Raw genomic sequence first — 24,703 nt, 5'->3', positions numbered from 1 at the left:
CGATGGTCAGCGTGCACGGGGCTGGGCATGATCTGCGCATCCCGGGGTGACAACACTATGTCAGAGTCGCGTATTGCCGCATCCTATGCCCGCCTGCTCTATGAGTATCTTGAGCGGCAGGGCGTCCAGCCTGCCATGCTGCTCGGCGGCGAACTGGATCCGGCCCAGCATTTCGTGCCCATGTCGCAGTGGCGACAGTGGCTCGAGATGGTTGATCAGCATGAAGGCCACCGGCCCGCGCTGGGCATCCGCATTGCGGAAGGCATCCGCGCCCAGCACTTCGGTGTTGTGGGCTATGCCGCGCTGGCCTGCGCCAACCTGGGCGAGGCCTTGCAGCGCATGGAGCGCTTCCATGCGTCGGTCTACGACGCCAACCCCGCCACCGTCAGCATGCGTGGCGATGCGGTCTGTATCGAGTGGGGCGTGGCCCGTGGGCGGCCGGGCGCGCTGGCCGACGAGACGGCCATTGCCTCGCTCGTGCAACTGATGCGCGATCTGGCGGGGCGCCACATTCCGCTGCGTGCGGTGGAGTTCGTCAACCCGGCGCCGCCCGACCTGCGGCCCTACACCGCTTTCTTTGGTGGCGATGTGCGCTTCGACCAGCCGGTGACCCGCCTTGTGCTGGAGGCCGCATGGCTGGCTCAGCCCTTGCGCAAGTCGGATCCGGCGCTGTTGTCCATGCTGGATCAGCAGGCTGAAACGCTGTTGCAACGCGTGGCGCAGGTGCCGTCGGCCGTTGATGCATGGCGACGCACGCTGGTACCGCTGATCCGCCAGGGGCGCACCACGCTGGCCGAACTGGCGCAGGCCCACCACACCAGCCCGCGCAGCTTGCAGCGCCGCCTGGCTGACCAGGGCACCACCTTCCAGGCGCTGCTGGACGACACCCGCCGCCATCTGGCCGAGGCCCACCTGCGCGAAGGACGCCTGGACCTGGCGGAGATCGCCCTGCTGCTGGGCTACTCGGAGCAGAGCGCGTTCACGCGGGCCTTCCGCTCGTGGACGGGGTTGCCGCCTGCGCAATGGCGCCGTGCGCTCGGCCGGAGCCGCGCGTGAGCCTGTCGCCACTGCATGCCATGGCGCCCGGTCGATCGCCCCTTGCTTCGTCGCTGCCTGTCGCGCCGGCGCGGGTGGTCGATGCCGGCCTGCCGCGTCTGGGGCGCTATGCCGGCTGTGCCGAGGTGGTCGACCTGAGCGAGTTGCAGGCGCCCTGGGCCCGCTCAGCGCTGTGGCGACGCTTCCGCCATAAGCGCTGGCAGTACGTGGGCATGGGCTCGGGCGAGCTGTTTGTGGGCATCGCGATCGTGGACCTGGGCTGGGCCATGACGGCCTTCGTCTACGTGTTTGACCGGCTGCGGCGGCGTCTACTGGCCGACTGGTCCGCCGATGCACTGCCCGTATGGGGCGGGGCAGTGTCCAACGAGCCCGTCCGGGGCATGACGGCGACCTTCCGTGGCAACGGCGCGCAGGTTCGGCTTGGCCATGCCGACGACGATGTGCTGGTGGTGCATGCCGCGGTACCTGGCATCAACCTGCAGGCCCGGCTCGACATGGCCGGCAGCCCCCCTTTCCTGCTGGCCGTCGGGCCTGTTGAGGGGGGCTCGGTGCACACGACACACAAATCGCCTGGCTTGCCCGTGAGCGGATGGGTCGCTGTGGAGGGCGAGCGCCGCGCGCTGGATGGCGCAGTGGGCTGTCTGGACAGCTCCAACGGGTTACTTCCCCGTCAGACCAGCTGGCGCTGGGCGTGTGCGCACGACGAGCGTATTGGCTTCAACCTGCAGGCTGGCTACTTCGGTGGCCATGAAAACGCCTTGTGGCTCGACGGCATGCTGCACCCGCTGGGCCGCGCCGAGTTCGACTTTGACCCGCAGAACCCGCTGCAGGAATGGCGAATCCACACCGACGACGGCCTGCTCGATCTGCGCTTCCAGCCTGAAGGGGCCCGTCAGGCCGACCGGCACCTGGGCCTGGCGGCCAGCCGCTACGTGCAGCCCGTGGGCACCTTCCATGGCACGGTGCGCGCCTCGGTACACGAGCCGTGGCGCATGGTGGAGCACCTGGTCGGTGTCACCGAAGACCACGACTCGCTCTGGTAGCCCGGGCCGCTTCGGCCACTCATTCGTACTTCAGCCGCGCGTCGTTGGGAATGCCTGCAATCGGGCATTCCGCCGTGCCCACCGTGGGCCGCGTGATGGCCTCGACCTTGGCCTGGGTGGCTGCCGGATCGGTGATCCACTCGCGATAAAAGTCGTATGGGCATTCGGCCACGCCCTTGTCGCCTTCACCCGAGTTGATCTTGCCCGTGTAGCCGCGGTGCAGCAGTTTGAACAGGTGGTTCTGGGACTGCGCGGTGGAGCGGGCGTCGCGGATCAAGCGCTTGCTCAGCTGCGCGTACTGGATGCCGTAGTCTTCTTCGCCGCATTCGCCCAGCGTGCGCCCGTCAAAGCCGATGATGGCGCTGTGCCCGAAGTAGCTGTAGACGCCATCGAAGCCCGCGGCATTGGCCACCGCCACGTAGCTGTTGTTGGCCCACGCCATGGCCTTGGCCATCAGCACCTGCTGGTCCTTGGCGGGGTACATATAGCCCTGGCAGCGCACGATCAGCTCGGCGCCCTTCATCGCACAGTCGCGCCAGATCTCGGGGTAGTTGCCGTCATCGCAGATGATGAGGCTGACCTTCAAGCCCTTGGGGCCGTCCGACACATAGGTCTTGTCGCCGGGGTACCAGCCTTCGATGGGCGTCCACGGCATGATCTTGCGGTACTTCTGGACGATCTCGCCCTGGTCGTTCATCAGGATCAGCGTGTTGTAGGGCACCTTTGCCGGGTGATCTTCGTGGCGCTCGCCGGTCAACGAAAACACGCCCCAGACCTTGGCGTTGCGGCAGGCCTGGGCAAAGATCTCTGTGACCTCACCCGGGATGGTCACGGCCGTGTCCATCATCTCCTGCTTGTCATACATGATCCCGTGCGTGCTGTACTCGGGAAAGATGACCAGGTCCAGACCGGGCAGGCCAAGCTTCATGCCTTCGATCATCTGTCTGATCTTGTGGGCGTTGGCGATGACCTCGGCCGTAGTGTGCAGCCGGGGCATCTTGTAGTTGACCACTGCGACGCCGACGGTGTCGTCGCTGCTGGAGATATCGCCGTGCAACATGTTGGGCTCCTTGTGGGATGGTGGCAACCCGTTGATTCTGGGAAGTCACCGTCGCGCGCCCAATACGTTGTTTGACGTACGTGGCGCGGACTCAACCGCGCATCAGCTTGCGCGACAGCCACACCGAGCTGGGCTGGTACCACGAGCCCAGCAGGCGCACGAAGAAGTCCATCACCTTGGCGTCGGCACCCACCAGCACGCGGCGCTGGTTGCGCTCGACCGCGCGCAGGATTTGCTGCGCAGCGCTCTCGGCCGTGGTCATGTTGAGCATCTGGTCGAAGCGCGCGCGGGCGGCTTCAGCCCGGCCGCCTGTGGCGCGGTCCATGCTCGCATCCATCTTGGCAGCGCGGGCGATGTTGGTGCGGATGCCGCCCGGGTGCACGCTGGTGGCGCTCACGCCGCAGCGCTCCAGATCGAGCTCCTGCCGCAAGGCTTCGGTGAAGCCGCGCACCGCGAACTTGCTGGCGTTGTAGGTGCCTTGGGTCGGCGAGGCCAGCAGGCCGAACAGGCTGGAGGTGTTGACGATGTGGCCCTCGCCGGCGCGCTTGAGGTGCGGCAAAAAGGCCTGCGTGCCCCACACCACGCCCCAGAAGTTGATGCCCATGATCCACTCGAAATCGTCGGGCTTGACGGTTTCAATGAAGGCGCCCAGCGCCACCCCTGCGTTGTTGAACACCAGGTTGACCTTGCCGTGGTCTCGGGCCACGGCATCGGCCCAGGCATAAACGGCTTCGCGGTCGGCCACATCCAGGCGCTGGGTCGTGACCTTCACGCCGTGCTGGCTGGCCATGCGGGCCGTCTCAGCCAGGCCCGCCTCGTTGACATCGCTCAGCGCCAGGTGGCAGCCGCGGCGCGCCAGCTCGACGGCCAGCGTGCGGCCCATGCCCGACGCGGCGCCGGTGATGGCGGCCACCTTGTTCTTGAAGTCCTTCATGGTGTCTCCTCGGTCTGATGCCGATGTTGTCTGGAATATGGGCCTGAGCGCGCGGGACGCGCTTCAGGTGAAGCGGTGGTGCGCGGGCTTGAAGCCCTTGCACATCTGGCGGAAGGTGAAGCTGAAGCCGGGGAACATGGCGATCACGTGACCGCTCTTGCTCTTGTACCAACTGTTGCAGCCACCCCAGTGCCACACCGTCTTCTTCATCTCGCGGTGGATCATGCCCGTGTAGTCGGCTTCGGCCTGCGTCGTCACCTCGATGGTCTTGGCGCCTTTCTTCTCGGTGCTGGCGATGGCGCGGCGGATGTACTCCATTTGCGCTTCGATCACAAAGATGGCCGAGGTGTGGCCGATGCCGGTGTTCGGGCCCGTGACCACGAACAGGTTGGGGAAGCCCGGCATCATCGTGCCCAGGTAGGCGCGCGGGTACTCGGCCCAGTACTGCGCCACGGTGGTGCCGCCCTGGCCGATGACCGGGTAGCTGATCACCCCGTCAGTGGCGTCATAGCCGGTGGCGTACACGATGGCATCCACATCGACCTGCTCGCCCTTGGTGGTGAGGATGCCGCGCTCGTTGATTTCGGCGATGCCGTCATCCTTGGTGTGCAGTGACACATTGGGGCGAGCCAGGGCCGGGTACAGCGTGCTCGACAGGATGATGCGCTTGCAGCCGATGGTGAAGTCGGGCGTGACCGCCGCCTGCATTTTCGGGTCTTTGAGTTGCGCCTTGATGTGCCTTTCTGCCGGGCGTTGGGCCAGCAGGTGCAGGCCGAGTTTGCTGTACTTGAAGCCCAGCATGCGCAACTCAAGCTCCCAGTAGATGGCGGTGCGCAGGGCCTTGTAGATCAGCTTGTTGCCCAGCAGGGCGCGCTGCCAGGGCTTGAACACGCGGTCAGGTCGCGGCAGCACCCAGTGCGGTGTGCGCTGGAACACATGCAGGTGGCCCACCTCTGGCGCGATGGCTGGGATCACTTGCGCGGCCGAGGCGCCGCTGCCGATGATGGCGACGCGCTTGCCAGCCAGCTTGTAATCGTGGTTCCAGTTGTTGGTGTGCCAGGTGGTGCCCTGGAACGTGTCGCGCCCCTTGAAGTTCGGAATCACGGGCGTGGAGAGGGGACCGGAGGCATTGATCAGGTACTTGGCCAGGAACTGGCCCTGAGTGGCCGTGTCGATCACCCACAGCTTGCGCGCCTCGTCCCACTGCACCTGCTGCACATCGGCGTTCAGGCGAACCTTGTCAGCCAGCTTGTGTTTCTTGATGCAGTACTTGGTGTACTCCACCAGCTCATGCTGCTCGGCAAACATCTGTGACCAGGGATAGGGCTCGAACGACAGCGAGTAAAGCGGCGACTGCACGTCCACCGCTGCGCCGGGGTAGCTGTTCTGACTCCATGTGCCCCCGATCCAGGGGCGACGCTCCAGGATGAGGAAATCATCGATGCCGATCTGACGCAGGTTGTGTGCGGCGGCCTGGCCGCCAAAGCCGCTGCCGATGATGATCGCGGTGTACTGCTGCATGGTGTGCGGACGCGCCGAGGGCGCGACAAGTGAAGATGGTTGTCGTCAGTTTACAAGTGACGACGAATATCGTCAAATACGGGTATGACCCGACCCCATGTTCCCGTGGTGCCCGGCCGCGCCTATGCTGGAGAAAGTCTGGCCGAGCGCGTGGCGCGTCGCCGCTTGCAGTTTCTGGATGCCGGCCTGGAAGTGTTTGGCACCACCGGCTACCGAACCGCCACAGTGCGGCAGCTGTGTCGTCAGGCTGAATTGACCGATCGCTACTTTTACGAATCGTTCGAGGGAACCGAAGACCTGTTGATGGCCGTGTACGCACAGCAGTTCGAAGAGCTGCAACGCACCGTGATCGCCGCGCTGCAGCAGGAGGACGTTCAGAGCGACCCCATGGCGGCGGTGCGCGCGGGCCTGCATGCCTTGTTCACCATGGCGTCCGATCCGCGCGTGGCACGCGTGTGCTGGCTGGAGGTACTGGGCGTCAGCCCACGGGTGGATGCCATGTACACGCGCACCTTCGACGGTTTTGCCGATCTCGTAATCGGCTTCGCGCGGCGTTACGTGCCTCAATGGGAGCTGAGTGACGAAGAGGCACGGATGCTGGGCCTGGCCCTTGTGGGTGGCGTGAGCCAGACGGTGACGCACTGGCTCCTGGGTCAGTACCGCGAAAGCCGTGAGACCTTGGTCAACGTCACAGCGCGCGTGTTCGAAGGCGTGCTATTGACGTTGAGGCCCTCGGGGCTCACGCCCCGTTGAGGCCGTTCAGAACTCACTCGGCGCCAGGGGCGCTGAGTTCGCTCACACCCGCTGCATGGCGCTGGCGTGTTTGCTGCTTTCCGATGAACGTTTCGAGGGCCCGGGCCAGCTTGTCGGCCGCGGCGTCGACGGCCTGCGCCACGGTGGGCGCGTTGGCCGTCACGGCCATAGGCTGGTGACCAGCGGGGCGGGCCTCCAGCGTGCAGCGGATGTCGGTCTCGCCGCCCTTGGGGCCATTGGTGTCGCTGATGTGCGCTTCCACGCGCGTCAGGTACTCCCCAAAGCGGCGGATGTTGCCCTCGATCATCATGGCCACTTCGGCCTGCAGCGATTCACCGCCCTTGATGTCCTGGCTGGCGTTGACTTCGATGTGCATGCTGTGCTCCTTGTCGTGAAGGTGGCGAACGGATCCCGCACGGATCTTGACCGCGGGTGCCTTGATCCTAGCGGCAATCAGCGTACCACGCACATCAGGGTGCTCAGTGACTGATCATCCACGGCCGCTTGCTGGGGAAGGCCTTGGCGCCGTTGGCTGCGGTCACCGTGGCGCTGCGGATGCCTTTGCTGGTGTTGCAGCAACCGCAGCCCGAGGGGTGACGCAAGCGCCCATAGGCGCCCTCCTGATAGCCCTGGGAGCTCATGGGGGTATGGCGAGCCGCCTCGTTGCGGTCCATGGCGGTGCGCGTGTCGCTGCTCAGGCAAGCCAGGCGCGGGGCGGTCGCGAACACGCGCGGCGAAGCCGTGCCGCAGTCCGGGCAGGTCGCCGGCTCGTTGCGGTCGGCCAGACTGCGAAAGGCGTCGAAGCCCCCGCAATCGGGGCAGGCGTAGTCGTAGGTGGGCATGCGGGGGCTCCTGTCTCAGTGCGGCTGGGTTACTTCACGATGTCGTACGAGATCGGCATGTCGATGCTGCCGTCGAGCATCTTCACGGGGCCGGCCGCAGTCGGGTTGATGTCGAACTCGAAAATCTCCGTGGGCAGCCACAGCGTGGCGCAGGCATTGGGAATGTCGACCACCCCGCTGATGTGACCCTGCACTGGCGCCGTGCCCAGGATGGAGTAGGCCTGGGCCTTGGTGTAGCCGAACTTGGTCAGGTACTCGATGGCGTTCAGGCAGGCCTGGCGGTAGGCCACGTGCACGTCGAGGTAGTGCTGCTTGCCCTGCTCGTCGACCGAGATGCCTTCGAAGATCAGGTAATCCTTGTAGTTGGGGGTGATCGGGCTGGGCTTGAAGATCGGGTTCTTGATGCCGTACTTGGCCATGCCGCCCTTGATCAGCGTCACGCGCATGTGCACCCAGCCGGCCATCTCGATGGCGCCGCAGAAGGTGATCTCGCCGTCGCCCTGGCTGAAGTGCAGGTCGCCCACGCTCAGGCCGGCGCCTTCCACATACACGGGGAAAAAGATCTTGGAGCCGCGCGACAGGTCCTTGATGTCGCAGTTGCCGCCGTGTTCGCGCGGGGGCACGGTGCGGGCGCCCTCGGCCGCGATCTTGTCCTTCAGCTCACCGGTGGCCTTGCCCGCGTGCGTGGTCTTGGCAAACGGCGGGTTGGCCAGAGGGGGCACGCGATCGGGCTGCGTGGCGATGAAATCGACCTCGCGCTCGTTCCACATGGCCAGCATCTTGGGGTCGGGCAGGCAGCCGATCAGGCCGGGGTGGATGAGTCCGGCGAACTCGACGCCGGGGATGTGGCGGCTCTTGGTGAACATGCCATTGAAGTCCCAGATGGACTTCTGCGCATGCGGGAAGTGCTCGGTCAGGAAGCCGCCACCGTTGTTCTTGCTGAAAAAGCCGTTGAAGCCCCACAGGCTGTCGGCCTTGGCGCCGATGTCGAGCAGGTCGACCACCAACAGGTCGCCAGGCTCGGCGCCCTTGACGCCCACCGGGCCCGACAGGAAGTGCACGGTGGTGAGGTCCACATCGCGCACGTCATCGGCGCTGTCGTTGTTCTGGATGTAGCCGCCCGTCCAGTCGTAGGTTTCGAGCACGAAGTCGTCGCCCGGGTTGACCCAGCAGGCCATCGGGATGTCCGGGTGCCAGCGGTTGTGCACCATCGGGTTGTTGTAAGGGGAGTCTTTGAGATCGACCTTGATCAGGGTGTCGGGCATGGCGTGCTCCTTGGTACGAACGAATCAGACGGACAGATAGGCTTTGATGCGGTCGGCATCCGTGTCGGCGCGGGTGGTTTCGTGCACCAGCCGGCCGCCCTCGATCACGAACAGGCGGTCGGCCACGTCCATGGCGAAGCTCAGCACCTGTTCGCTCACGACGATGGTGATCTCGCGCAGCTTGCGGATCTCGTTGAGCGCCTTGGCGATGTCTTTGATGATCGAAGGCTGGATGCCCTCAGTGGGCTCATCGAGCAGCAGGACCTTGGGGTTGGTGACCAGCGCCCGCGCGATGGCGAGCTGTTGCTGCTGGCCACCCGAGAGGTTGCCGCCCTTGCGGTGCTTCATGTCGAACAGCACGGGAAAGAGCGCATAGATGTCATCGGGGATGCGCTTGCTCTTGCTGTTTTCCAGGCCGGTCTGGATGTTCTCTTCGACCGTCAGCGTCGGGAAGATCATGCGGCCCTGAGGAACATAGGCGATGCCCTTCTTCACGCGCAGATAGCTCTCGTCTTTGACGACGCTGCTGCCAGCCACGGTGATCTCGCCCGCCTTGGTGGGCAGCACACCCATCAGGCTCTTGAACAGCGTGGTCTTGCCCATGCCGTTGCGGCCCATGATGGCCACGGTTTCGTTCTTGCGCGCTTCGAACGAGATGCCGTGCAGCGCCTGACTCTGGCCATAGGCCACGAACAGATCCTTGACTTCCAACATGCTTGAACTCCTGTCAGTGGCCCAGATACACATCGATGACCTTGGGGTCGCTCTGCACCTGGTCCATCGTGCCCTCGGCCAGGATCTTTCCCTGGTGCATGACGGTGACCTTGGAGGCGATCTGCTTGACGAAGTCCATGTCGTGTTCGATCACGATCATCGAGCGGTTCTTGCAGATGCGCTTGAGCAGGTCGGCGGTGAGTTCGCGCTCCTTGGCGCTCATGCCCGCAATGGGCTCGTCCAGCATCAGCAGCTCGGGCTCCTGCATCAGCAGCATGCCGATCTCCAGCCACTGTTTCTGACCGTGGCTGAGCAGGCCGGCCTCCATGTCGAGCTTGTCAGCCAGACCGATCTCTTCGGCCACCACCTGCACCTTGGCCTTGACCTCGTCGGAACACTTGAAGGCCAGTGCGCCCAGCACCGACCGCCCTTGCGGATACGAGACTTCCAGGTTCTGGAACACGCTGAGGTTCTCGTAGATCGACGGCGTCTGAAACTTGCGGCCCACGCCCGAGCGGACGATGGCGTGCTCGGATTTCTTGGTCAGCTCGTCGTCCTTGAACTTGATGCTGCCGGCGCTGGCCTTGGTCTTGCCGCAGATGAGATCCAGCAGCGTGGTCTTGCCGGCCCCGTTGGGGCCGATGATCACCCGCAACTCGTCCTTGTCGACGTAGAGGTTGAGGCTGTCGATCGCCTTGAAGCCATCGAAGGACACCGTGAGGTCTTCGATGTACAGCACGAACTCCTTGGGGCTCATGAAATGGGTCCTTTCAGGCTGAGGTCAGGCTTGTTGTCCGCTGATGCCGCCAGGCAGGGGGGACACGTCGGTGACTTTCTTGGGCGGAGGCGGCTCGGGGTAGCTGGCCTGGGCCAGCGCCACGCGCTCGCGGATCTCCTTGCGCTCGGCCTGCTTGGCCTTCCACCAGGGCTTGATCTTTTCCTCCCACAGGCCAGCCAGCCCGTTGGGGAAGGCCATGGTCACGCCGATGAAGAGCGCGGCCATCAGGAAGAGCCACAAGTCGGGCGCGCTTTCAGAGAAATAGGTCTTGCCGAAGTTCACGAGCAGCGCGCCGTAGATGGCGCCCACCAGGCTCATGCGTCCCCCGACGGCGGCGTAGATCACCATCTCGATTGACGGCACGATGCCGACGAACGACGGTGACATGAAGCCAACCTGCAGGGTGAACATCGCGCCACCGATGGCAGACAGGCCGGCTGCCAGACAGAAGGCAAAGACCTTGAACATGGCCACGTCGTAGCCCGAGAAGCGCACGCGGTCTTCCTTGTCGCGCATGGCCAGCAGCAAGGTGCCGAGTTTGGACGACTGCACCCAGCGGCACAGCAGCACGCTCAGGATGAGCAGGCCGCAGCAGACGTAGTAGAGGATGAGCTTGGCCTCATCGGTGCGGATGTCCCAGCCCTTGAGCGTCTTGAGGTCGGTGATGCCGTTGACGCCGCCGGTGTAGCCTTGCTGGCCGATGATGAGCACCGTCAGCACCAGGGCCACCGCCTGCGTGATGATGGCAAAGTACACCCCACCCACGCGCCGCTTGAACATCGCAAAGCCGATGATGAAGGCCAGCAGCATGGGCACCACGACCACGGCCACCAGCGCGAAGGTCAGGCTGTGGAACGGCTCCCACCACCAGGGCAGGGCGGTGACCTGGTTCCAGTCCATGAAGTCCGGGATGCCGGGGGTGGACTGGATCTTCGTGCTTTCGGGGTCAGACGCTTCGAGCTTGAGGAACATGGCCATCATGTAGCCGCCCAGCCCGAAGAAGACACCCTGGCCCAGGCTGAGGATGCCGGCATGACCCCACAGCATCACCAGCCCGATGGCCACGAAAGCGTAGGTCAGGTATTTGCCGACCATGTTGAGCCGGAAGGTGTCCAGCATCAGGGGCATGGCCACGAGCAGGACGAGGGCCAGCAGCAGCAAGCTGCCGAGTTTCTGTTGCGTCAACCAGGTGTGCAGTTTGGTCATGGTGTAGCGCTCCGGTGGCGGTTCAGCGGCGGACCTTCGAGGCAAACAGGCCTTGCGGGCGGATCATCAGGATCGTGATCACCAGCATCAGCGTGAGCACCTTGGCCATGGAGCCGGTCATGAAGAACTCGGAGATGGACTGTGTCTGGGCGATGCCGAAGGCGGATGCGACCGTGCCCAGCAGGCTGCCGGCGCCCCCGAAGGTGACGACCAGGAAGCTGTCGACGATGTAGAGCGAGCCGCTGGTCGGCCCGGTCGAGCCGATGGTGGTGAAGGCGGCGCCGGCCACCCCGGCGATGCCGCAACCGATGGCAAACGTGAAGCGGTCGGTCTGCTTGGTGTTGATGCCGATGGCGTTGGCCATCGTGCGGTTGCTCACCGTGGCGCGCACCCGCAGGCCCCATCGTGCCTTGTACAGCGCGATCAGCAGCAAGGCAGTGACCACGGCTGTCAGGCCCATCACGAACAGACCGTTGATCGGGATGTCCAGGCCTTCGGCCGGAGCCCAGGAGCCCATCAGCCAGTCGGGCAGGGTGGGGCTGACTTCTTTCGGGCCAAACGTCGAGCGGAACACCTGCTGCAGGCCCAGACTCAGGCCCCAGGTGGCCAGCAGGGTGTCGAGCGGCCGCTTGTACAAGTGGCGGATCAACGCCCACTCCGTCAGCCAGCCCGCCGCAAACGCGATCAGGAAGGCCGCCACGATGGCGACAGGGAAGTACAGCTGAATGAGCCCGGGCGCAAAGCTCTCTGTGAGCATCGAGCCCAGGTAAATGGTGTAGGCGCCGATGGTCATGAACTCGCCATGGGCCATGTTGATGACGCCCATCTGGCCGAAGATCACCGCCAGGCCCAGGCCCATCAACAGCAGCACGGAAAACAGGCTCAGCCCGGCAAAGCCCTGCATGAGCCCGATGTTGAGCATGTCGTTGAGTGTCATGTCCATGTTGTTCACCCTTGCATCTGGAAAGAACCTGCGCGGCCCGCCCAGCGCTGGCGCGGGCCGCAGCAGGAAACAGGTGGCGTCACCCCGCCACCCGTGCGCTCACGCTGTCACTGATAGCCTTTGGGGAAGGGGTTGGGCTCGATCAGCTGGGGCGACTCGGCCACGACCTTGAACGTGCCGTCCGGCAGGCCCTGGCCGATCCGCGCCTTGCTCCAGAGGTGGTGGTTCTCGTGAACCTTGACGTAGCCCTCGGGCGCGGTCTTGAGTTCGATGCCGGGCGAGGCTGCGGTCACCTTGGCCACGTCAAAGCTGCCAGCCTTCTCGACGGCGGCCTTCCACAGCCAGGGGCCGAGGTAGGCCGCCTGCGTGACGTCGCCGATCACGGCCTTCGGGCCGTACTTGGCCTTGAATGCCGCCACGAACTTCTTGTTGTTCTCGTTGTCCAGGCTCTGGAAGTACTTCATCGAGCTGTAGAAGCCCGCGAAGTTTTCACCGCCCACGCCGGTCATCTCGTCCTCGGTCACCGACAGCGTCAACAGGAACTGCTTGGCGCCGGTGATGCCGGCGGCCTTGAGCTGCTTGTAGAAGGCCACGTTCGAGCCGCCCACCACGGCCGCGAAGATGCAGTCGGGCTTGGCGATCTTGATCTTGTTGATCAGCGAGTTGAAGTTGGTGTGGCCCAGCGGGTAGTACTCCTCGCCGACGACCTTGCCGAGCTTGGCCACGCGCTCAATGTGCGCGCGTGCAATCTTCATCGAGGTGCGCGGCCAGATGTAGTCGGATCCGACCAGGAAGAAGGTCTTGGCCTTCTTCTCCTTGTTGGCCCAGTCCAGGCCGTACAGGATCTGCTGTGTGGCCTCCTGGCCGGTGTAGATCACGTTCTTGGACTGCTCCAGGCCTTCGTAGAAGGTCGGGTAGTACAGCAGGCCGTTTTCCTTCTCGAAGATGGGCAGCACGGCCTTGCGCGAAGCCGATGTCCAGCAGCCGAAGACGCAGGCCACCTTGTCGTTGACCAGCAGCTTCTTGGACTTCTCGGCGAAGGTCGGCCAGTCAGAGGCGCCGTCTTCCTTGATGACCTTGATCTTGCGGCCCAGGATGCCGCCCATGGCATTGATCTGGTCGATCGCCAGTTGCTCCGCCTGGATCGAGCCGGTCTCGGAGATGGCCATGGTGCCCGTGGCCGAGTGCAACTGGCCCACGGTCACTTCGGTGTCGGTAATGGCCAGCTTGGTCGTGTTGACCTTGGCCGTGGGGAACTGCTGTGCGTTGGCGACGCTGGGCAGGCCGGCGGCCACGGGCAGGGCAGCCAAGCCCTGCATCAGCATGCGGCGCTGGCGGTCCATCTGGGTGGGGTGTTGGGCTTGATCGTCGCGGTCTTGGCTCATGAAAAGGCTCCTTGCACAAAAAAGGGTTGCGCGTGTCGCGCTTCGGTGCATGCGTCTCGGGGGCAGCGCGCACAGCGACCTTGGGTGCAACGTTAAGGAGCGCCGGGTTTTCCATGAATACGTCAATTAACGTAGGACACTGCGGATGAGGGGGGCGCAGTTGCCTGGATCGGTTCTTGCAGCACCGTTCGCAACGCCATGTCCGGAGCTGGTGCGCGTGTCCGTCGCCCGACAAAAGATCTTCCGCATCCGCCGCGAGTACAACTCCTGGGTCGCCAACGAGACGCTGGAGGACTACGCGCTGCGCTACACACCGCGCACCTTTCGCAAGTGGAGCGAGATGCGCGTGGCGAACACCGCCTTTGGCGCGGTGTCGTTTCTGGCCCTGGAGGCCATTGGTGGCGCCATTGCACTGAGCTACGGCTTCACCAACGCGTTGTGGGCCATCCTGGTCGTGGGGGCGATCATCTTCCTCACGGCGCTGCCCATCAGCTACTACGCGGCCAAGTATGGCCTGGACATGGACTTGCTTACCCGGGGCGCCGGCTTCGGCTACCTGGGCTCGACCCTGACGTCGCTGATCTACGCGAGCTTCACCTTCATCTTCTTCGCCCTGGAGGCCGCCATCATGGCGCTGGCCATCCAGATGGTGTTCGACTGGCCATTGGCGCTGTGTTATCTGATCTCGTCGCTGGTGGTGATCCCGCTGGTCACCCATGGCATCACGCTGATCTCGCGTCTGCAGATGTGGACCCAGCCTTTGTGGTTGGCCATGCTGGTGCTGCCCTTCGTCTGGCTGGCCTGGAAGCAGCCTGAAGCCTATGTGGACTTCATGAGCCTGGCGGGGCGCACGTCTGGCACGGCCGATTTCGATCTGGTCTCGTTCGGCATGGCCGCCACCGTCATCTTTTCGCTGGTGGTGCAGGTGGGCGAGCAGGTGGACTACCTGCGCTTCCTGCCCGAGAAGACCCGCGAGAACCGCTGGCGCTGGTGGGGTGCCGTGCTGGTGGCAGGGCCGGGGTGGATTGTGCCCGGCATGCTGAAAATGATCGCTGGGGCCTTTCTGGCTTATCTCGTGATCCAGCGCGAGATCCCGGTGGACAAGGCCATCGAGCCCACGCAGATGTACCTGGCGGCCTTCACAGAGGTGTTTGCCTCACCCACCTGGGCGCTGTGGGCCACGCTGATCTTCGTCATCGTCTCGCAGATCAAGATCAACGTCACCAATGCCTATGCGGGCTCGCTGGCGTGGTCGAACTTCTTTGCCCGCCTCACCCACAGCCACCCGGGGCGGGTGGTCTGGCTGGTGTTCAATGTGCTGATTGCCGTGCTGCTGATGACGTTGGGCGTGTTTGGTGCGCTGGAGCACGTGCTGGGGCTTTACAGCAATGTGGCCATCGCGTGGGTAGGGGCGCTGGTGGCCGATCTGGTGATCAACAAGCCCATGGGCTGGTCGCCGCGCGGCATCGAGTTCAAGCGCGCCCACCTCTACGATCTCAATCCGGTGGGGCTGGGGGCCACGTTGCTGGCCGCCAGTGTGGCCATTGCCGGCCACGCAGGTCTGCTGGGCGAGGCCGTTCTGCCGTGGTCGCCCTTCATTGCGCTGGGCATTGCCATGGTGGCCTCACCTGTGCTGGCCTGGGCCACGCGGGGGCGCTTCTACCTGGCCCGCAGACCGCAAGCACGCTGGCTGCCCGGCGACATGGTGCGCTGCTCGGTGTGCGAGAACCAGTTCGAAGCCGAGGACATCGCGACCTGCCCGGCCTACGAGGCGCCCATCTGCTCATTGTGCTGCACGCTGGAGTCGCGTTGCCATGACCGCTGCAAGACCCGCTCGCGGGCCGCCGAGCAGGTGTCGGATGCGCTGATGACGGTGTTGCCCGTGCGGCTGTCGCGTCGCATGAACTTTCAGGTGGGGCATTACCTGGTGGTCTTCCTGTCACTGGCGGCGCTGCTCGCGGCGGTGCTGGGCGTGGTCTATTACCAGGAGGGCGTGGTGCACACCGGGCTGCTGGACGAGGGGCCCGCGGTGGCGGCCGCCCTGCAGGGGCCGTTCATCAAGGTGTATGCGCTGCTGCTGATGGTGGTGGCCGTGTGTGCATGGTGGGTGGTGCTGGCGTCGGAGAGCCGCCGCATGGCGCAAGACGACAGCAACCGCCAGAACCAGCTGCTGCAGCAGGAAATCGACGCACACCGCCGCACCGACGCGGCCCTGCAGCAGGCCAAGGAGCTGGCCGAGGCCGCCAACCAGGCCAAGACGCGCTACGTGGCCGGCATGACGCACGAGCTGCGCACCCCGCTCAACAGCATCCTGGGCTATGCCCAGATCCTGCTCAAGGGCAAGCCCGGCGACGCGCGCACCGGCCGCGACGCCCTGCAGACCATCCAGCGCAGCGGCGAACACCTGATGGGCCTGATCGACGGCCTGCTCGAGCTGGCGCGCATCGAGGCGGGACGATTGCGGCTGGAGGCGGCGCCAATCTCGCTGCCGGCCTTTCTGGACGACGTCGTGCGCATGGTCCGGCCGCAGGCCGCCGCCAAGGGCCTGCTGTTCGAGTTGGAAACGCGCGGCCGCGTGCCCGAGTGGGTGCAGGCCGACGCCAAGCGCTTGCGCCAGATCCTGCTCAACCTGCTGGGCAATGCAGTGCGCTTCACCGAGCGCGGCCGCATCGTGCTGCGGGTCGATGCGCGGCGTGAGGTGTTGCGCTTTCAGGTGGAAGACACCGGCATCGGCATCGCACCGCAGGATCTGGACCGCATCTTCCTGCCCTTCGAGCGGGGCAGCGGCGGGCGGCGTATCAGCGAAACAGGCACCGGATTGGGTCTGACCATCACCCACCTGCTGACCGAGCTGATGGGGGGCGAACTCAGCGTGCAGAGCGAGCTGGGTGCGGGCAGCACCTTCACGGTACGGCTGTACCTGCGCGAGATCGCTGCGCCCCCTCAGGCCCCGGTCGCGGCCGATGGCGTGCCCGATCCGGTGGGCCAGCGGGCCATCGTGGGCTATGAAGGACCCCGCCGCACGCTGCTGGTGGTCGACGACCAGCCCATTCAGCGCCAGATGCTCGCCGGCATGCTGATGCCCTTGGGCTTCGTGATCCGCGAGGCCGCCAGTGGCAGCGAGGCGCTGGAGCGCGTCCGCATCGATCCGCCCGATGCCGTGCTGCTGGACATCAGCATGGACGACATGGATGGCTGGGCCACGGCCCGGGCGATGCGGGCTGCCGGCACGCAAGAGCCCATCATCATCGTGTCGGCCAATGTGTTCGAGAACCGGCCGGAGAACCTGCTGGCGGCGGGCTGCCAGGCCTTTGTGGGCAAGCCGGTCATGGAGTCGGAATTGTTGCGTGCACTGGGTGGCTTGCTGGCGCTGAGCTGGGTCACCCAGGTGGCCAAGCCGGACGAGGCGGCGCTGGCGATCGACACCGGTGTCTGGCCGCCGCCGCCGGCCGACGCGGCCTGGGAACTGCACCGCCTGGCTCGCAAGGGGCACATCCAGGCGTTGCGTGAGGCATTGGCGGGCTGGCAACACAGCCACCCGGCCCATGCGCCCCGCTGGCGCCTGGTGCAGCGCTGGATCGATCAATTCGAGCTGGACGCCGTGGTGGCCCACCTGGCGCCCTTTGTGGACGACATGGATGATGTGGACGATGTCGAAGAGGACCGAGTCAATGAACCCCAGTCCTGATACGCACGCCGGCACCGTGCTGGTGGTGGACGATGTGCCCGACAGCCTGCGCATGCTGTGCGATGCGCTGATGCAGGAGGGCTACACCGTGCTGGTGGCGCGCGATGGCGAGCAGGCCCTGAACCGCCTGGCCGCGGTGTCACCCGATGCCATCCTGATGGACGCGGTGATGCCGGGCCTGTCCGGTTTTGAAACCTGTCAGCGCATCAAGGCGCATGCCGCCTGGTCGGCCATTCCCGTGATCTTCATGACCGGGCTGTCCGACACGGCCGACGTCGTGGCCGGCTTTGAGTCCGGCGGTGTCGACTACGTGGTCAAGCCAGTACGCATCGAAGAGGTGCTGGCGCGCCTGGCCACCCACGTGCGCAACGCGCGTGCCGCCCGCGAGGCCCGCGACGCGCTGCAGCGGGCTGCCTCGGCCGGCGCGCAGTCTGGCCCGGACGCCGCTGTGGCACTGCGGCTCGAAGGGGCGGCCCTCACACCGCGTGAAACCGAGGTGCTGACCTGGCTGGCCCGCGGCAAGACCAACCGGGACATTGCCGAGATCCTGGGCATGAGCCACCGCACGGTGAACAAGCACCTGGAGCACATCTTCGAAAAGCTGGGTGTGGAGACGCGCGCAGCCGCGGCCGCGCTGGCCAGCCGCGCCATCTCGGCCTGACCATCGGCCTGACACCGTGGCCTGTCAGCCGCCCCAGCGCACCTGGGCGGCGCCGGCGGCATGGCGCACCACGCCCTGCTCGATGGCCAGTTGCCCTTCGACAAACCAGCGCACGGCCTGCGGATAGATCACGTGTTCATGGCGCAGCACCCGGTCAGCCAGGGTGTCTTCGGTGTCGTCCGGCAGCACGGCCACCGCAGCCTGCGCCACGATGGGGCCATGGTCGAGCTCGGGCGTGACGAAGTGCACCGTGGCGCCGGCCAGCTTGCAGCCGGCCTCGATGGCTCGCCGGTGAGTGTGCAGGCCAGGGAAGGCAGGCAACAGCGAAGGGTGGATGTTGAGCAGCCGGCCCTCGTAGTGGCGTACAAAGCCCTCGGTCAGGATGCGCATGAAACCGGCCAGCACCACCAGATCGGGCGCAAAACCGTCGATCACCCGGGCCAGTTCGGCGTCGAATGCTTCCCGCGAGGCGAACTGGGTGTGTGGCACCACGGCAGTCGGGATGCCATGCCGGGCGGCAAAGGCCAGGCCGCTGGCGTCGGACTTGTTGCTGATCACCGCCGCAATGCGGGCCGGCCAGCCTTCACGCTGGCAGGCTTGAACAATGGCCTCCATGTTGGAGCCCCGGCCGGAGATCAGGATGACGACGTTTTTCATGCGGACGCAAGTGTAGTCCCACCTAAAATCCGTCACTTCCCCGTTTTCGATGCGCTTGCCCCACCCCGGCAGGCCGGCCACCATGACCCAACGCGTTCTCACCGGCATCACCACCACTGGCACCCCACATCTGGGGAACTACGTGGGCGCCATCCGCCCGGCCATTGCCGCCAGCCGTGAGCCGGGGGTCGAGAGCTTTTTCTTCCTGGCCGATTACCACGCGCTGATCAAGTGCGACGACCCCGCGCGCATCGCCCGCTCGCGGCTGGAGATCGCCGCCACCTGGTTGGCGGCCGGCCTGGATACCGATCGTGTCACCTTCTACGCCCAGAGCGACATTCCCGAGATCACCGAGCTGAACTGGCTGCTGACTTGCGTGACGGCCAAGGGTCAGATGAATCGGGCACACGCCTACAAGGCCGCGGTCGACGCCAATGAGGCCAAGGGCGAGGAGCCCGATGCGGGCGTGACAATGGGGTTGTACTGCTACCCGGTGCTGATGGCGGCTGACATCCTGATGTTCAATGCGCACCGTGTGCCCGTGGGCCGTGACCAGGTGCAGCACATCGAGATGGCGCGGGACGTGGCCCTGCGTTTCAACCACCTCTACGGGGCCGGCCAGGAGCTGTTCGTGCTGCCCGAGGCCGAGATTGAGGAGGCCGTGGCCACCCTGCCCGGCCTGGATGGCCGCAAGATGAGCAAGAGCTATGACAACACCGTGCCCCTGTTCGAAGGCGGCGCCAAGGCGTTGAAAGAGGCGGTGGCCCGCATCGTCACCGATTCGAAGCTGCCCGGCGAGCCCAAGGACCCCGAGGGCGCCCACCTGGTCACAATCTATGACGCGTTCGCCACGGCCGAGCAGCGCGCCGCCTTCCATGCCGAGCTGCGCGCCGGGCTGGCATGGGGCGAGGCCAAACAGCGCCTCGTGGAGTTGATCGAGGCCCATGTGGGCCCGATGCGCGCGCGCTATGCCGAACTGGTGGCCCACCCGGAGCGCGTCGAGGCCGTGCTGCAAGCCGGTGCCGACAAGGCCCGCGCCCGAGCCACGCCCTTTCTCAAGACGCTGCGGCAGGCGGTGGGGCTGCGGCCCATGGTGGCATCGGGCGCGGTCGCGTCTGCGCAGGCCGGTGCGACGCCGGCCAAGACTGCCGTGCCCGTGTTCAAGCAATACCGCGAGGCCGACGGCCTGTTCTACTTCAAGCTGGCAGCTGCAGACGGGGCCGTGCTCCTCCAGAGCCAGGGCTTTGCCGAGGGTCGTGAGGCCGGCAACTGGGTCAAGCGGCTGAAGACTGAGGGCGCGGCCGCCCTGGAAGGGGCCCCGGTGAGTCTGGTGGTGGATGCCGCTGAGGCCCACGCGGCGCTGGCTGCGGTGGTGGCGCATGAGCAGGAAGCCGCCGCCGCCAAGGCGGCGCGGGCCTGAGCCAGCAGGCGCAGCATTTGCCCGACACGCGCATGGCAGGCATCCACATCACCGACATCGAGGCAGCCATCAACTGGTGGCGTGAGCGTCAGGCACCGGACGAGGACGACCTCGGCCTGAGCCCCGAACTGCGCGCGCTGGCCGAGGTGTACGCCCTGATGGTGTACTACCGCGAAACCGAGTGCGACGAAGACAGCATGCCGCCGTCGGCCCGCGCGGCCTGGCTTTCCTGGTACGCCACGACACCGGATACACCTTGCATCGCCATCTGCTCGACCAGCCAGGGCGACGACATCTGTAAGGGCTGCGGCCGCACCTTCGACGAGGTGCAGCTGTGGCCGGAGATGAGCCCAGCGGAAAAGCGCGCAACCTGGCGACGCATCACCATCGAGTCCAGTTCCTGGCGGTTCAACCGCTACGCTGAGCGGGCGCCTGATCAGGCCGCGCGCGCGGCCTCGTCAGACTGATCGGCAACGACCGGACGGGCGGCGAAGCGGTGCTTGAGCACCTTGAGCATGAAGGGCCCGATGGCTTTGACAAAGGCGACCAGGTCCGTGCGGGCCAGGCAGGGCAGTTCGGTGCCTTCGGACCATGTAGGGTTCAAGCGTTCGAAGTGGCGAATGTCCGGATCGGTGCGCATGGCGTCAGTGATGTCGGCCACGTCGGGCTTGAGGCGGTTGGCATCGTTGCCGAACTCCAGCAGCATGGTTTGCCGGTTGAGCTTGCCCGGGAACAGGGCCTCGCAGTACTCCTGCACCATGGCCGCCATGGCTGGGCTTGCCTGGTCGCGGCGCGGATGGTATTCAGGGAAGTTGCGCGCCATCAGCAGATAGGTTTTGTAGCCCTTGCTGATCAGCAGCCAGTATTGCGGTGTCAGGGGGGCCTTGATGGCTTCGATGAACAGCTTCCACGCAAAGGCCTTTTGCAGGGTGCGTGAGCCCCGGTGGGCGCCTTCGATGATGGTGTCGCCGCTGAACAGGCCCTTGGCCCGGCGCCCGCCGAGTTGGAATGTGTAGATGCCCAGGGTCGAGAAGCCGACGATCTCGCCGGTCTGGCGGTGACGGACCACGAAGGCGCCGTCCTTACGCGACAGGTCGTCCAGAAAAGTGGTCAACGGGCTGCTGGCGTAGTGGGCCTCGAAGAGCGCGTGCATGCGCAGAATGTCCGGCAGGCTGAGGGCGCGGACTTTCTGATATCGGGTTGTCAGCATAGAAGCAAATCGTGTGGTGCTGGGGCCGGATCTTCCGGTCAGACGCCAGCCATCACCACAGGGTTTGCCTGCGCGGATAACGTGAAACGCTCAATCAGGGGGTGTTTGAAACGGCGTGTTTTTCTCTTGGAGCAAGACTGATACATACGTTTGAAACAGCGCCGTCACTCAAAGGCGCTGTCGGGCGCGTAGGGCTGCAAGGGCTGATGAGCGGCTGGGAACACCTCACGCCCAAGTCTGTTTGACAGTGGTGGCATGTCGATGGTCTGTTCCGGCACGGCCTGGTCGGGCAGGCTGTCCAGCAGGTGGCGGATCAGCGTGAGGCGGCCCCGACGCTGGTCATTGAAGTCGACCAGGGTCCAAGGGGCATGGTCCGTGTGTGTGGCTTTGAGCATGGTGTTGCGCGCCTTGCCGTATTCGGCGTACTTGGTACGGGCCACCACGTCGACGGGCGAGAGCTTCCAGCGCTTGAGCGGGTCTTCCAGGCGCTCGGCGAAGCGCTGCTCTTGCTCAACCTGGTCGACGCACAGCCAGTACTTGAACAGCAGGATGCCGTCGTCCACGAGCATGCGCTCGAAATGAGGCGCCTCGCGCAGGAAGCGCCGGTACTCATCGTCGGTGCAGAAGCCCATCACGTGTTCGACGCCGGCGCGGTTGTACCAACTGCGGTCAAACAGCGCCACGTTGCCAGCCGAGGGAAGATGGGGCACATAGCGCTGGAAGTACCACTGGCTGCGCTCTTGCTCCGATGGCTTGCCCAGGGCCACCACCTGGCAACGGCGCGGGTCAAGCACGTCGGCGATCGCCCGGATCACGCCACTCTTGCCTGCGGTGTCGCGCCCCTCGAAGATGACCACCAGGCGTTTGTGATGGTGGGCCAGCCAGCGCGAGAGCTGAACGAGTTCGAGTTGCATGGGCTCCAGCGCCGCCTCGTAGGCCTTCTTGCTGAGCTTGTCGGGTTCACGCTTCATGCGGACTGTCCTGTGGGGTGGTTCACACGCGGCGATCTTGCACCATCCGGTGGGCCTGCACACCGTGGGGCGGGGCGCGCCTCGATAGAATCGGGGCATGACCGACGCCACCGCATCCGGCACGCCCGCCGCCGATTCTGACGCCCCCCACAAGCCCACCAACTTCCTGCGCGGCATCATCGACCGCGACCTGGAGCAGGGCACCTATGCCAGCCGCCGCTGGGGCGGTTCGCCCGGTGACGCCGCCCACCATGAGGCCGGACAACCCGACCCGGCGAAGATCCGCACGCGCTTCCCGCCCGAGCCGAACGGCTACCTGCATGTCGGCCACGCCAAGAGCATCTGCCTGAACTTCGGGCTGGCACGCGACTACGGTGGCGTCTGCCACATGCGCTTTGACGACACCAACCCCGAGAAGGAAGAGCAGGAGTACGTCGACGCCATCCTGGACGCGGTCAAGTGGCTGGGCTTCGACTGGGACTCGCACTTCAACGGCCAGCCCGAAACCCATCTCTACTACGCCAGCAATTACTTCGACTTCATGTACCGCGCGGCCGAGGCGCTGATCACGGCCGGGCTGGCGTATGTGGATGAGCAGACGCCCGAGGAGATGAAGAAGAACCGCGGCGACTTCACCACGCCCGGCACCGACAGCCCCTTCCGAAGCCGCACCCCTGACGAGAACCTGGCGCGCTTCCGCGAGATGCGCGATGGCAAGCTGGCCGATGGCGCCGCCGTGTTGCGCGCGAAGATCGACATGGCCAGCCCCAACATCAACATGCGGGACCCGGCGATCTACCGCATCAAAAAAGCGACGCACCACAACACGGGTGATGCCTGGTGCATCTACCCGATGTACACCTTCGCTCACCCGATCGAAGACGCGCTGGAGCAGATCACGCATTCGATCTGCACGCTGGAGTTCGAAGACCAGCGCCCCTTCTACGACTGGCTGCTGGAGAACCTCGCACGGCTCGGTCTGCTCAAGCAGCCCAACCCGAAGCAGTACGAGTTCGCGCGCCTCAATCTCACCTACGTCATCACCAGCAAGCGCAAGCTCAAGGCACTGGTCGATGAGGGCGTGGTTACCGGCTGGGACGACCCCCGGATGCCGACCATCGTGGGCCTGCGTCGCCGGGGCTACACGCCCGAGGCCATCCAGCTGTTCTGCGAGCGCATCGGCGTGAGCAAGTCCGACAGCTGGATCGACTACAGCACGCTGGACATCGCCCTACGTGATGATCTGGAGAACAAGGCCCACCGCGGCATGGCCGTGCTGGATCCGGTCAAGCTGGTGCTGACCAACTGGGACGAGGTCATGGGCGCGGGCCACCTGGAGCCGTGCGCGCTGCCGGCCTTGCCGCATCCGCCGGAGGGCACCGAGTCGCCCGTGCGCCATTTCAAGCTGGGCCGCGAGGCCTGGATCGAGCGCGAAGACTTTGAAGAGGTGCCGCCCAAGGGCTACAAGCGCCTCTTCCCCGGCAACAAGGTGCGCCTGAAGGGCGGCTACGTCATTGAGTGCAGCGGCTGCACCAAGGACGCCGATGGCCGCGTCACCGAGGTTCAGGCCACCGTCGTGCCCGATACCAAGAGCGGCACGCCGGGCGCCGACAGCGTCAAGGTGAAGGCCGCCATCACCTGGGTGGGCGCGGCCGACGGCGTCGAGGCCGAGATCCGCCTGTACGACCGCCTGTTCACCGACCCGCACCCCGATGCCGGCGGCAAGGACTTCAAGGCCAGCCTGAACCCCGAAAGCGTCAAGGTGGTGAAGGGCTACGTCGAGCCCTCGCTGGCTGCTGCGCAGCCGGATCAGAAGTTCCAGTTCGAGCGCTTCGGGTACTTCGTGGCTGACCGCCTGGACCACGCGCCCGGTCAACCGGTGTTCAACAAGATCACCGGGTTGAAGGACAGCTGGAAGTGAGCCTGAGCGCCCGCCTGCGCCGCCACTTGCTGGTGCTGGCGGGCTTGGTCAGCCTGGGGCTGGCCGGACTGGGGGTGGCGCTGCCGGGGCTGCCCACCACCCCCTTTGTGCTGCTGGCTGCGGGCTGTTTCGCCAAGGCTTCGCCGCGTTTGCACACCTGGCTGGTGAACCACCGCTGGATGGGCCCCATGGTGCGCGATTGGGAGGCGCACCGCAGCCTGCCGCGCCGCATCAAGGTGCTGGCCATCGCGATGATGGTGATCATGGTGAGCCTGTCGGTGTGGCAGCTGGCGGGGCGCCCATGGGCGCAAGGCGCCATTGCGCTGGCTGGCGTGATCGGGGTCGTCGTGGTGTGGCGCATCCCCACGCGCCAGCCTGTGCTGCCCGTCGCGCGCGATCAGTAATGCGGCGGCAACTCGTCGCGCAGGCTGCGAAACCCGCCGGGCTGCCCTGACTGGCCCACCTGTTCGCGCAGCGACTGCAGCTCGTGAAGCAACAGGTCGATCCGTTCCTGCTGGCGCGCCACCGTGAGGTTGAGCGCATCGAGCAGGTCTTCCGCGAAGGCGGCTTTCATCTCCAGCTCGGTGATGCGGTCCTCCAGCCGGCTGACGGCTGAGGTGTCATGCGCGTGATCGGGGTGGGCGGCGTCGGGATGCATCGGGTCAAGCGGAAAGG

The 24,703-nt window shown here is 65.5% G+C and carries 24 protein-coding genes; 9 read left to right on the top strand and 15 right to left on the bottom strand.

The window, feature by feature from the left end; all coding sequences use genetic code 11:
- Positions 1-57 precede the first annotated feature (57 nt).
- Positions 58-1,056, top strand: a complete 999-nt coding sequence (locus tag GTZ97_RS06725; protein WP_161649799.1) for an AraC family transcriptional regulator — start codon at positions 58-60, stop codon at positions 1,054-1,056.
- Entirely contained in the window at positions 1,053-2,099 is a 1,047-nt protein-coding gene (locus tag GTZ97_RS06720) for a DUF2804 domain-containing protein (RefSeq protein WP_330863563.1), read from the top strand. Before GTZ97_RS06725 ends, GTZ97_RS06720 begins: the two co-directional genes overlap by 4 nt.
- Positions 2,100-2,118: 19 nt before the next feature.
- On the opposite strand, the gene GTZ97_RS06715 is transcribed toward GTZ97_RS06720, so the two are convergent.
- The 3 genes from GTZ97_RS06715 to GTZ97_RS06705 form a co-directional block, all read right to left on the bottom strand.
- Positions 2,119-3,159: an aliphatic amidase gene (locus GTZ97_RS06715; protein WP_161649798.1), complete on the bottom strand. Its 1,041-nt coding sequence runs from the start codon at positions 3,157-3,159 to the stop codon at positions 2,119-2,121.
- A 91-nt stretch (positions 3,160-3,250) separates the two neighbouring features.
- Positions 3,251-4,093 (bottom strand): SDR family NAD(P)-dependent oxidoreductase, encoded by an 843-nt coding sequence (locus tag GTZ97_RS06710; RefSeq protein ID WP_161649797.1) that lies wholly within the window; start codon positions 4,091-4,093, stop codon positions 3,251-3,253.
- 63 nt (positions 4,094-4,156) lie between these two features.
- A complete protein-coding gene (locus GTZ97_RS06705; protein ID WP_161649796.1) occupies positions 4,157-5,614 on the bottom strand; it encodes a flavin-containing monooxygenase in 1,458 nt (485 codons plus the stop codon).
- A gap of 84 nt (positions 5,615-5,698) precedes the next feature.
- On the opposite strand from GTZ97_RS06705, the gene GTZ97_RS06700 reads away from it, so the two are divergent.
- Positions 5,699-6,367 (top strand): TetR/AcrR family transcriptional regulator, encoded by a 669-nt coding sequence (locus GTZ97_RS06700; protein WP_161649795.1) that lies wholly within the window; start codon positions 5,699-5,701, stop codon positions 6,365-6,367.
- Positions 6,368-6,380: 13 nt separating this feature from the next.
- On the opposite strand, the gene GTZ97_RS06695 is transcribed toward GTZ97_RS06700, so the two are convergent.
- The 8 genes from GTZ97_RS06695 to urtA all read right to left on the bottom strand — a co-directional run bounded on the left by GTZ97_RS06695 (position 6,381) and on the right by urtA (position 13,500).
- Complete coding sequence (locus tag GTZ97_RS06695; RefSeq protein WP_161649794.1) at positions 6,381-6,743, bottom strand: HPF/RaiA family ribosome-associated protein; 363 nt, start codon at positions 6,741-6,743, stop codon at positions 6,381-6,383.
- Between the two features lie 103 nt (positions 6,744-6,846).
- A complete protein-coding gene (locus GTZ97_RS06690; RefSeq protein WP_161649793.1) occupies positions 6,847-7,209 on the bottom strand; it encodes an FmdB family zinc ribbon protein in 363 nt (120 codons plus the stop codon).
- A gap of 29 nt (positions 7,210-7,238) precedes the next feature.
- Positions 7,239-8,474, bottom strand: a complete 1,236-nt coding sequence (gene fmdA, locus GTZ97_RS06685) for a formamidase (protein WP_161649792.1) — start codon at positions 8,472-8,474, stop codon at positions 7,239-7,241.
- A gap of 24 nt (positions 8,475-8,498) precedes the next feature.
- Positions 8,499-9,188 (bottom strand): urea ABC transporter ATP-binding subunit UrtE, encoded by a 690-nt coding sequence (gene urtE / locus GTZ97_RS06680; RefSeq protein WP_161649791.1) that lies wholly within the window; start codon positions 9,186-9,188, stop codon positions 8,499-8,501.
- Between the two features lie 13 nt (positions 9,189-9,201).
- Positions 9,202-9,945, bottom strand: coding sequence for an urea ABC transporter ATP-binding protein UrtD (urtD, locus tag GTZ97_RS06675; protein ID WP_161649790.1), 744 nt, complete (start codon positions 9,943-9,945; stop codon positions 9,202-9,204).
- Positions 9,946-9,969: 24 nt separating this feature from the next.
- Positions 9,970-11,172, bottom strand: a complete 1,203-nt coding sequence (urtC, locus tag GTZ97_RS06670; RefSeq protein ID WP_161649789.1) for an urea ABC transporter permease subunit UrtC — start codon at positions 11,170-11,172, stop codon at positions 9,970-9,972.
- 22 nt (positions 11,173-11,194) lie between these two features.
- Positions 11,195-12,109: an urea ABC transporter permease subunit UrtB gene (gene urtB / locus GTZ97_RS06665; protein ID WP_161649849.1), complete on the bottom strand. Its 915-nt coding sequence runs from the start codon at positions 12,107-12,109 to the stop codon at positions 11,195-11,197.
- 113 nt (positions 12,110-12,222) lie between these two features.
- Complete coding sequence (gene urtA, locus GTZ97_RS06660) at positions 12,223-13,500, bottom strand: urea ABC transporter substrate-binding protein (RefSeq protein ID WP_161649788.1); 1,278 nt, start codon at positions 13,498-13,500, stop codon at positions 12,223-12,225.
- Between the two features lie 145 nt (positions 13,501-13,645).
- On the opposite strand from urtA, the gene GTZ97_RS06655 reads away from it, so the two are divergent.
- Positions 13,646-17,188, top strand: coding sequence for a hybrid sensor histidine kinase/response regulator (locus tag GTZ97_RS06655; protein ID WP_161649787.1), 3,543 nt, complete (start codon positions 13,646-13,648; stop codon positions 17,186-17,188).
- Complete coding sequence (locus GTZ97_RS06650) at positions 17,172-17,849, top strand: response regulator (protein ID WP_161649786.1); 678 nt, start codon at positions 17,172-17,174, stop codon at positions 17,847-17,849. Before GTZ97_RS06655 ends, GTZ97_RS06650 begins: the two co-directional genes overlap by 17 nt.
- A 24-nt stretch (positions 17,850-17,873) precedes the next feature.
- On the opposite strand, the gene purN is transcribed toward GTZ97_RS06650, so the two are convergent.
- Complete coding sequence (gene purN, locus GTZ97_RS06645) at positions 17,874-18,506, bottom strand: phosphoribosylglycinamide formyltransferase (RefSeq protein ID WP_161649785.1); 633 nt, start codon at positions 18,504-18,506, stop codon at positions 17,874-17,876.
- Between the two features lie 82 nt (positions 18,507-18,588).
- Between purN and GTZ97_RS06640 the strand changes: the two genes are divergently transcribed.
- Together GTZ97_RS06640 and GTZ97_RS06635 are read left to right on the top strand one after the other, a co-directional pair.
- The gene (locus GTZ97_RS06640; RefSeq protein ID WP_161649784.1) at positions 18,589-19,926 is read left to right on the top strand and encodes a tryptophan--tRNA ligase; all 1,338 of its coding nucleotides are present in this window, start codon (positions 18,589-18,591) and stop codon (positions 19,924-19,926) included.
- Positions 19,927-19,958: 32 nt separating this feature from the next.
- On the top strand, positions 19,959-20,393 hold the full coding sequence (locus GTZ97_RS06635; RefSeq protein WP_161649783.1) for a DUF3717 domain-containing protein: 435 nt from the start codon (positions 19,959-19,961) through the stop codon (positions 20,391-20,393).
- Here the strand turns inward: GTZ97_RS06635 and GTZ97_RS06630 are convergent.
- Both GTZ97_RS06630 and ppk2 read right to left on the bottom strand, forming a co-directional pair.
- Positions 20,363-21,136 (bottom strand): hypothetical protein, encoded by a 774-nt coding sequence (locus GTZ97_RS06630; RefSeq protein ID WP_161649782.1) that lies wholly within the window; start codon positions 21,134-21,136, stop codon positions 20,363-20,365. The two genes, GTZ97_RS06635 and GTZ97_RS06630, sit on opposite strands and share 31 nt — an antisense overlap.
- Before the next feature lie 164 nt (positions 21,137-21,300).
- Complete coding sequence (ppk2, locus tag GTZ97_RS06625) at positions 21,301-22,107, bottom strand: polyphosphate kinase 2 (protein ID WP_161649781.1); 807 nt, start codon at positions 22,105-22,107, stop codon at positions 21,301-21,303.
- A 97-nt stretch (positions 22,108-22,204) separates the two neighbouring features.
- Here ppk2 and GTZ97_RS06620 point away from each other — a divergent pair, with 97 nt between their 5' ends.
- The gene (locus GTZ97_RS06620) at positions 22,205-24,028 is read left to right on the top strand and encodes a glutamine--tRNA ligase/YqeY domain fusion protein (protein WP_161649780.1); all 1,824 of its coding nucleotides are present in this window, start codon (positions 22,205-22,207) and stop codon (positions 24,026-24,028) included.
- Positions 24,025-24,432: a YbaN family protein gene (locus GTZ97_RS06615; protein WP_330863561.1), complete on the top strand. Its 408-nt coding sequence runs from the start codon at positions 24,025-24,027 to the stop codon at positions 24,430-24,432. Before GTZ97_RS06620 ends, GTZ97_RS06615 begins: the two co-directional genes overlap by 4 nt.
- Here the strand turns inward: GTZ97_RS06615 and GTZ97_RS06610 are convergent.
- Positions 24,426-24,686, bottom strand: a complete 261-nt coding sequence (locus GTZ97_RS06610; RefSeq protein ID WP_161649779.1) for a SlyX family protein — start codon at positions 24,684-24,686, stop codon at positions 24,426-24,428. The genes GTZ97_RS06615 and GTZ97_RS06610 overlap by 7 nt on opposite strands.
- Positions 24,687-24,703: the final 17 nt, after the last annotated feature.

Source organism: Aquabacterium fontiphilum, assembly GCF_009909205.1.
GTDB classification, from domain to species: Bacteria; Pseudomonadota; Gammaproteobacteria; order Burkholderiales; family Burkholderiaceae_C; genus Aquabacterium; species Aquabacterium fontiphilum.
Note: the sequence above shows the minus strand (reverse complement) of the source record. Positions and strands in the feature narration are given on the sequence as shown.

What these genes read in the sequence shown, in the direction of transcription:
- GTZ97_RS06725 (WP_161649799.1), top strand. Translation starts at nt 58, where the DNA reads ATGTCAGAGTCGCGTATTGCCGCATCCTATGCCCGCCTGCTCTATGAG.
- GTZ97_RS06715 (WP_161649798.1), bottom strand. Translation starts at nt 3,159, where the DNA reads ATGTTGCACGGCGATATCTCCAGCAGCGACGACACCGTCGGCGTCGCA.
- GTZ97_RS06710 (WP_161649797.1), bottom strand. Translation starts at nt 4,093, where the DNA reads ATGAAGGACTTCAAGAACAAGGTGGCCGCCATCACCGGCGCCGCGTCG.
- GTZ97_RS06705 (WP_161649796.1), bottom strand. Translation starts at nt 5,614, where the DNA reads ATGCAGCAGTACACCGCGATCATCATCGGCAGCGGCTTTGGCGGCCAG.
- GTZ97_RS06700 (WP_161649795.1), top strand. Translation starts at nt 5,699, where the DNA reads ATGACCCGACCCCATGTTCCCGTGGTGCCCGGCCGCGCCTATGCTGGA.
- GTZ97_RS06695 (WP_161649794.1), bottom strand. Translation starts at nt 6,743, where the DNA reads ATGCACATCGAAGTCAACGCCAGCCAGGACATCAAGGGCGGTGAATCG.
- GTZ97_RS06690 (WP_161649793.1), bottom strand. Translation starts at nt 7,209, where the DNA reads ATGCCCACCTACGACTACGCCTGCCCCGATTGCGGGGGCTTCGACGCC.
- fmdA (WP_161649792.1), bottom strand. Translation starts at nt 8,474, where the DNA reads ATGCCCGACACCCTGATCAAGGTCGATCTCAAAGACTCCCCTTACAAC.
- urtE (WP_161649791.1), bottom strand. Translation starts at nt 9,188, where the DNA reads ATGTTGGAAGTCAAGGATCTGTTCGTGGCCTATGGCCAGAGTCAGGCG.
- urtD (WP_161649790.1), bottom strand. Translation starts at nt 9,945, where the DNA reads ATGAGCCCCAAGGAGTTCGTGCTGTACATCGAAGACCTCACGGTGTCC.
- urtC (WP_161649789.1), bottom strand. Translation starts at nt 11,172, where the DNA reads ATGACCAAACTGCACACCTGGTTGACGCAACAGAAACTCGGCAGCTTG.
- urtB (WP_161649849.1), bottom strand. Translation starts at nt 12,109, where the DNA reads ATGACACTCAACGACATGCTCAACATCGGGCTCATGCAGGGCTTTGCC.
- urtA (WP_161649788.1), bottom strand. Translation starts at nt 13,500, where the DNA reads ATGAGCCAAGACCGCGACGATCAAGCCCAACACCCCACCCAGATGGAC.
- GTZ97_RS06655 (WP_161649787.1), top strand. Translation starts at nt 13,646, where the DNA reads ATGAGGGGGGCGCAGTTGCCTGGATCGGTTCTTGCAGCACCGTTCGCA.
- GTZ97_RS06650 (WP_161649786.1), top strand. Translation starts at nt 17,172, where the DNA reads ATGAACCCCAGTCCTGATACGCACGCCGGCACCGTGCTGGTGGTGGAC.
- purN (WP_161649785.1), bottom strand. Translation starts at nt 18,506, where the DNA reads ATGAAAAACGTCGTCATCCTGATCTCCGGCCGGGGCTCCAACATGGAG.
- GTZ97_RS06640 (WP_161649784.1), top strand. Translation starts at nt 18,589, where the DNA reads ATGACCCAACGCGTTCTCACCGGCATCACCACCACTGGCACCCCACAT.
- GTZ97_RS06635 (WP_161649783.1), top strand. Translation starts at nt 19,959, where the DNA reads ATGGCAGGCATCCACATCACCGACATCGAGGCAGCCATCAACTGGTGG.
- GTZ97_RS06630 (WP_161649782.1), bottom strand. Translation starts at nt 21,136, where the DNA reads ATGCTGACAACCCGATATCAGAAAGTCCGCGCCCTCAGCCTGCCGGAC.
- ppk2 (WP_161649781.1), bottom strand. Translation starts at nt 22,107, where the DNA reads ATGAAGCGTGAACCCGACAAGCTCAGCAAGAAGGCCTACGAGGCGGCG.
- GTZ97_RS06620 (WP_161649780.1), top strand. Translation starts at nt 22,205, where the DNA reads ATGACCGACGCCACCGCATCCGGCACGCCCGCCGCCGATTCTGACGCC.
- GTZ97_RS06610 (WP_161649779.1), bottom strand. Translation starts at nt 24,686, where the DNA reads ATGCATCCCGACGCCGCCCACCCCGATCACGCGCATGACACCTCAGCC.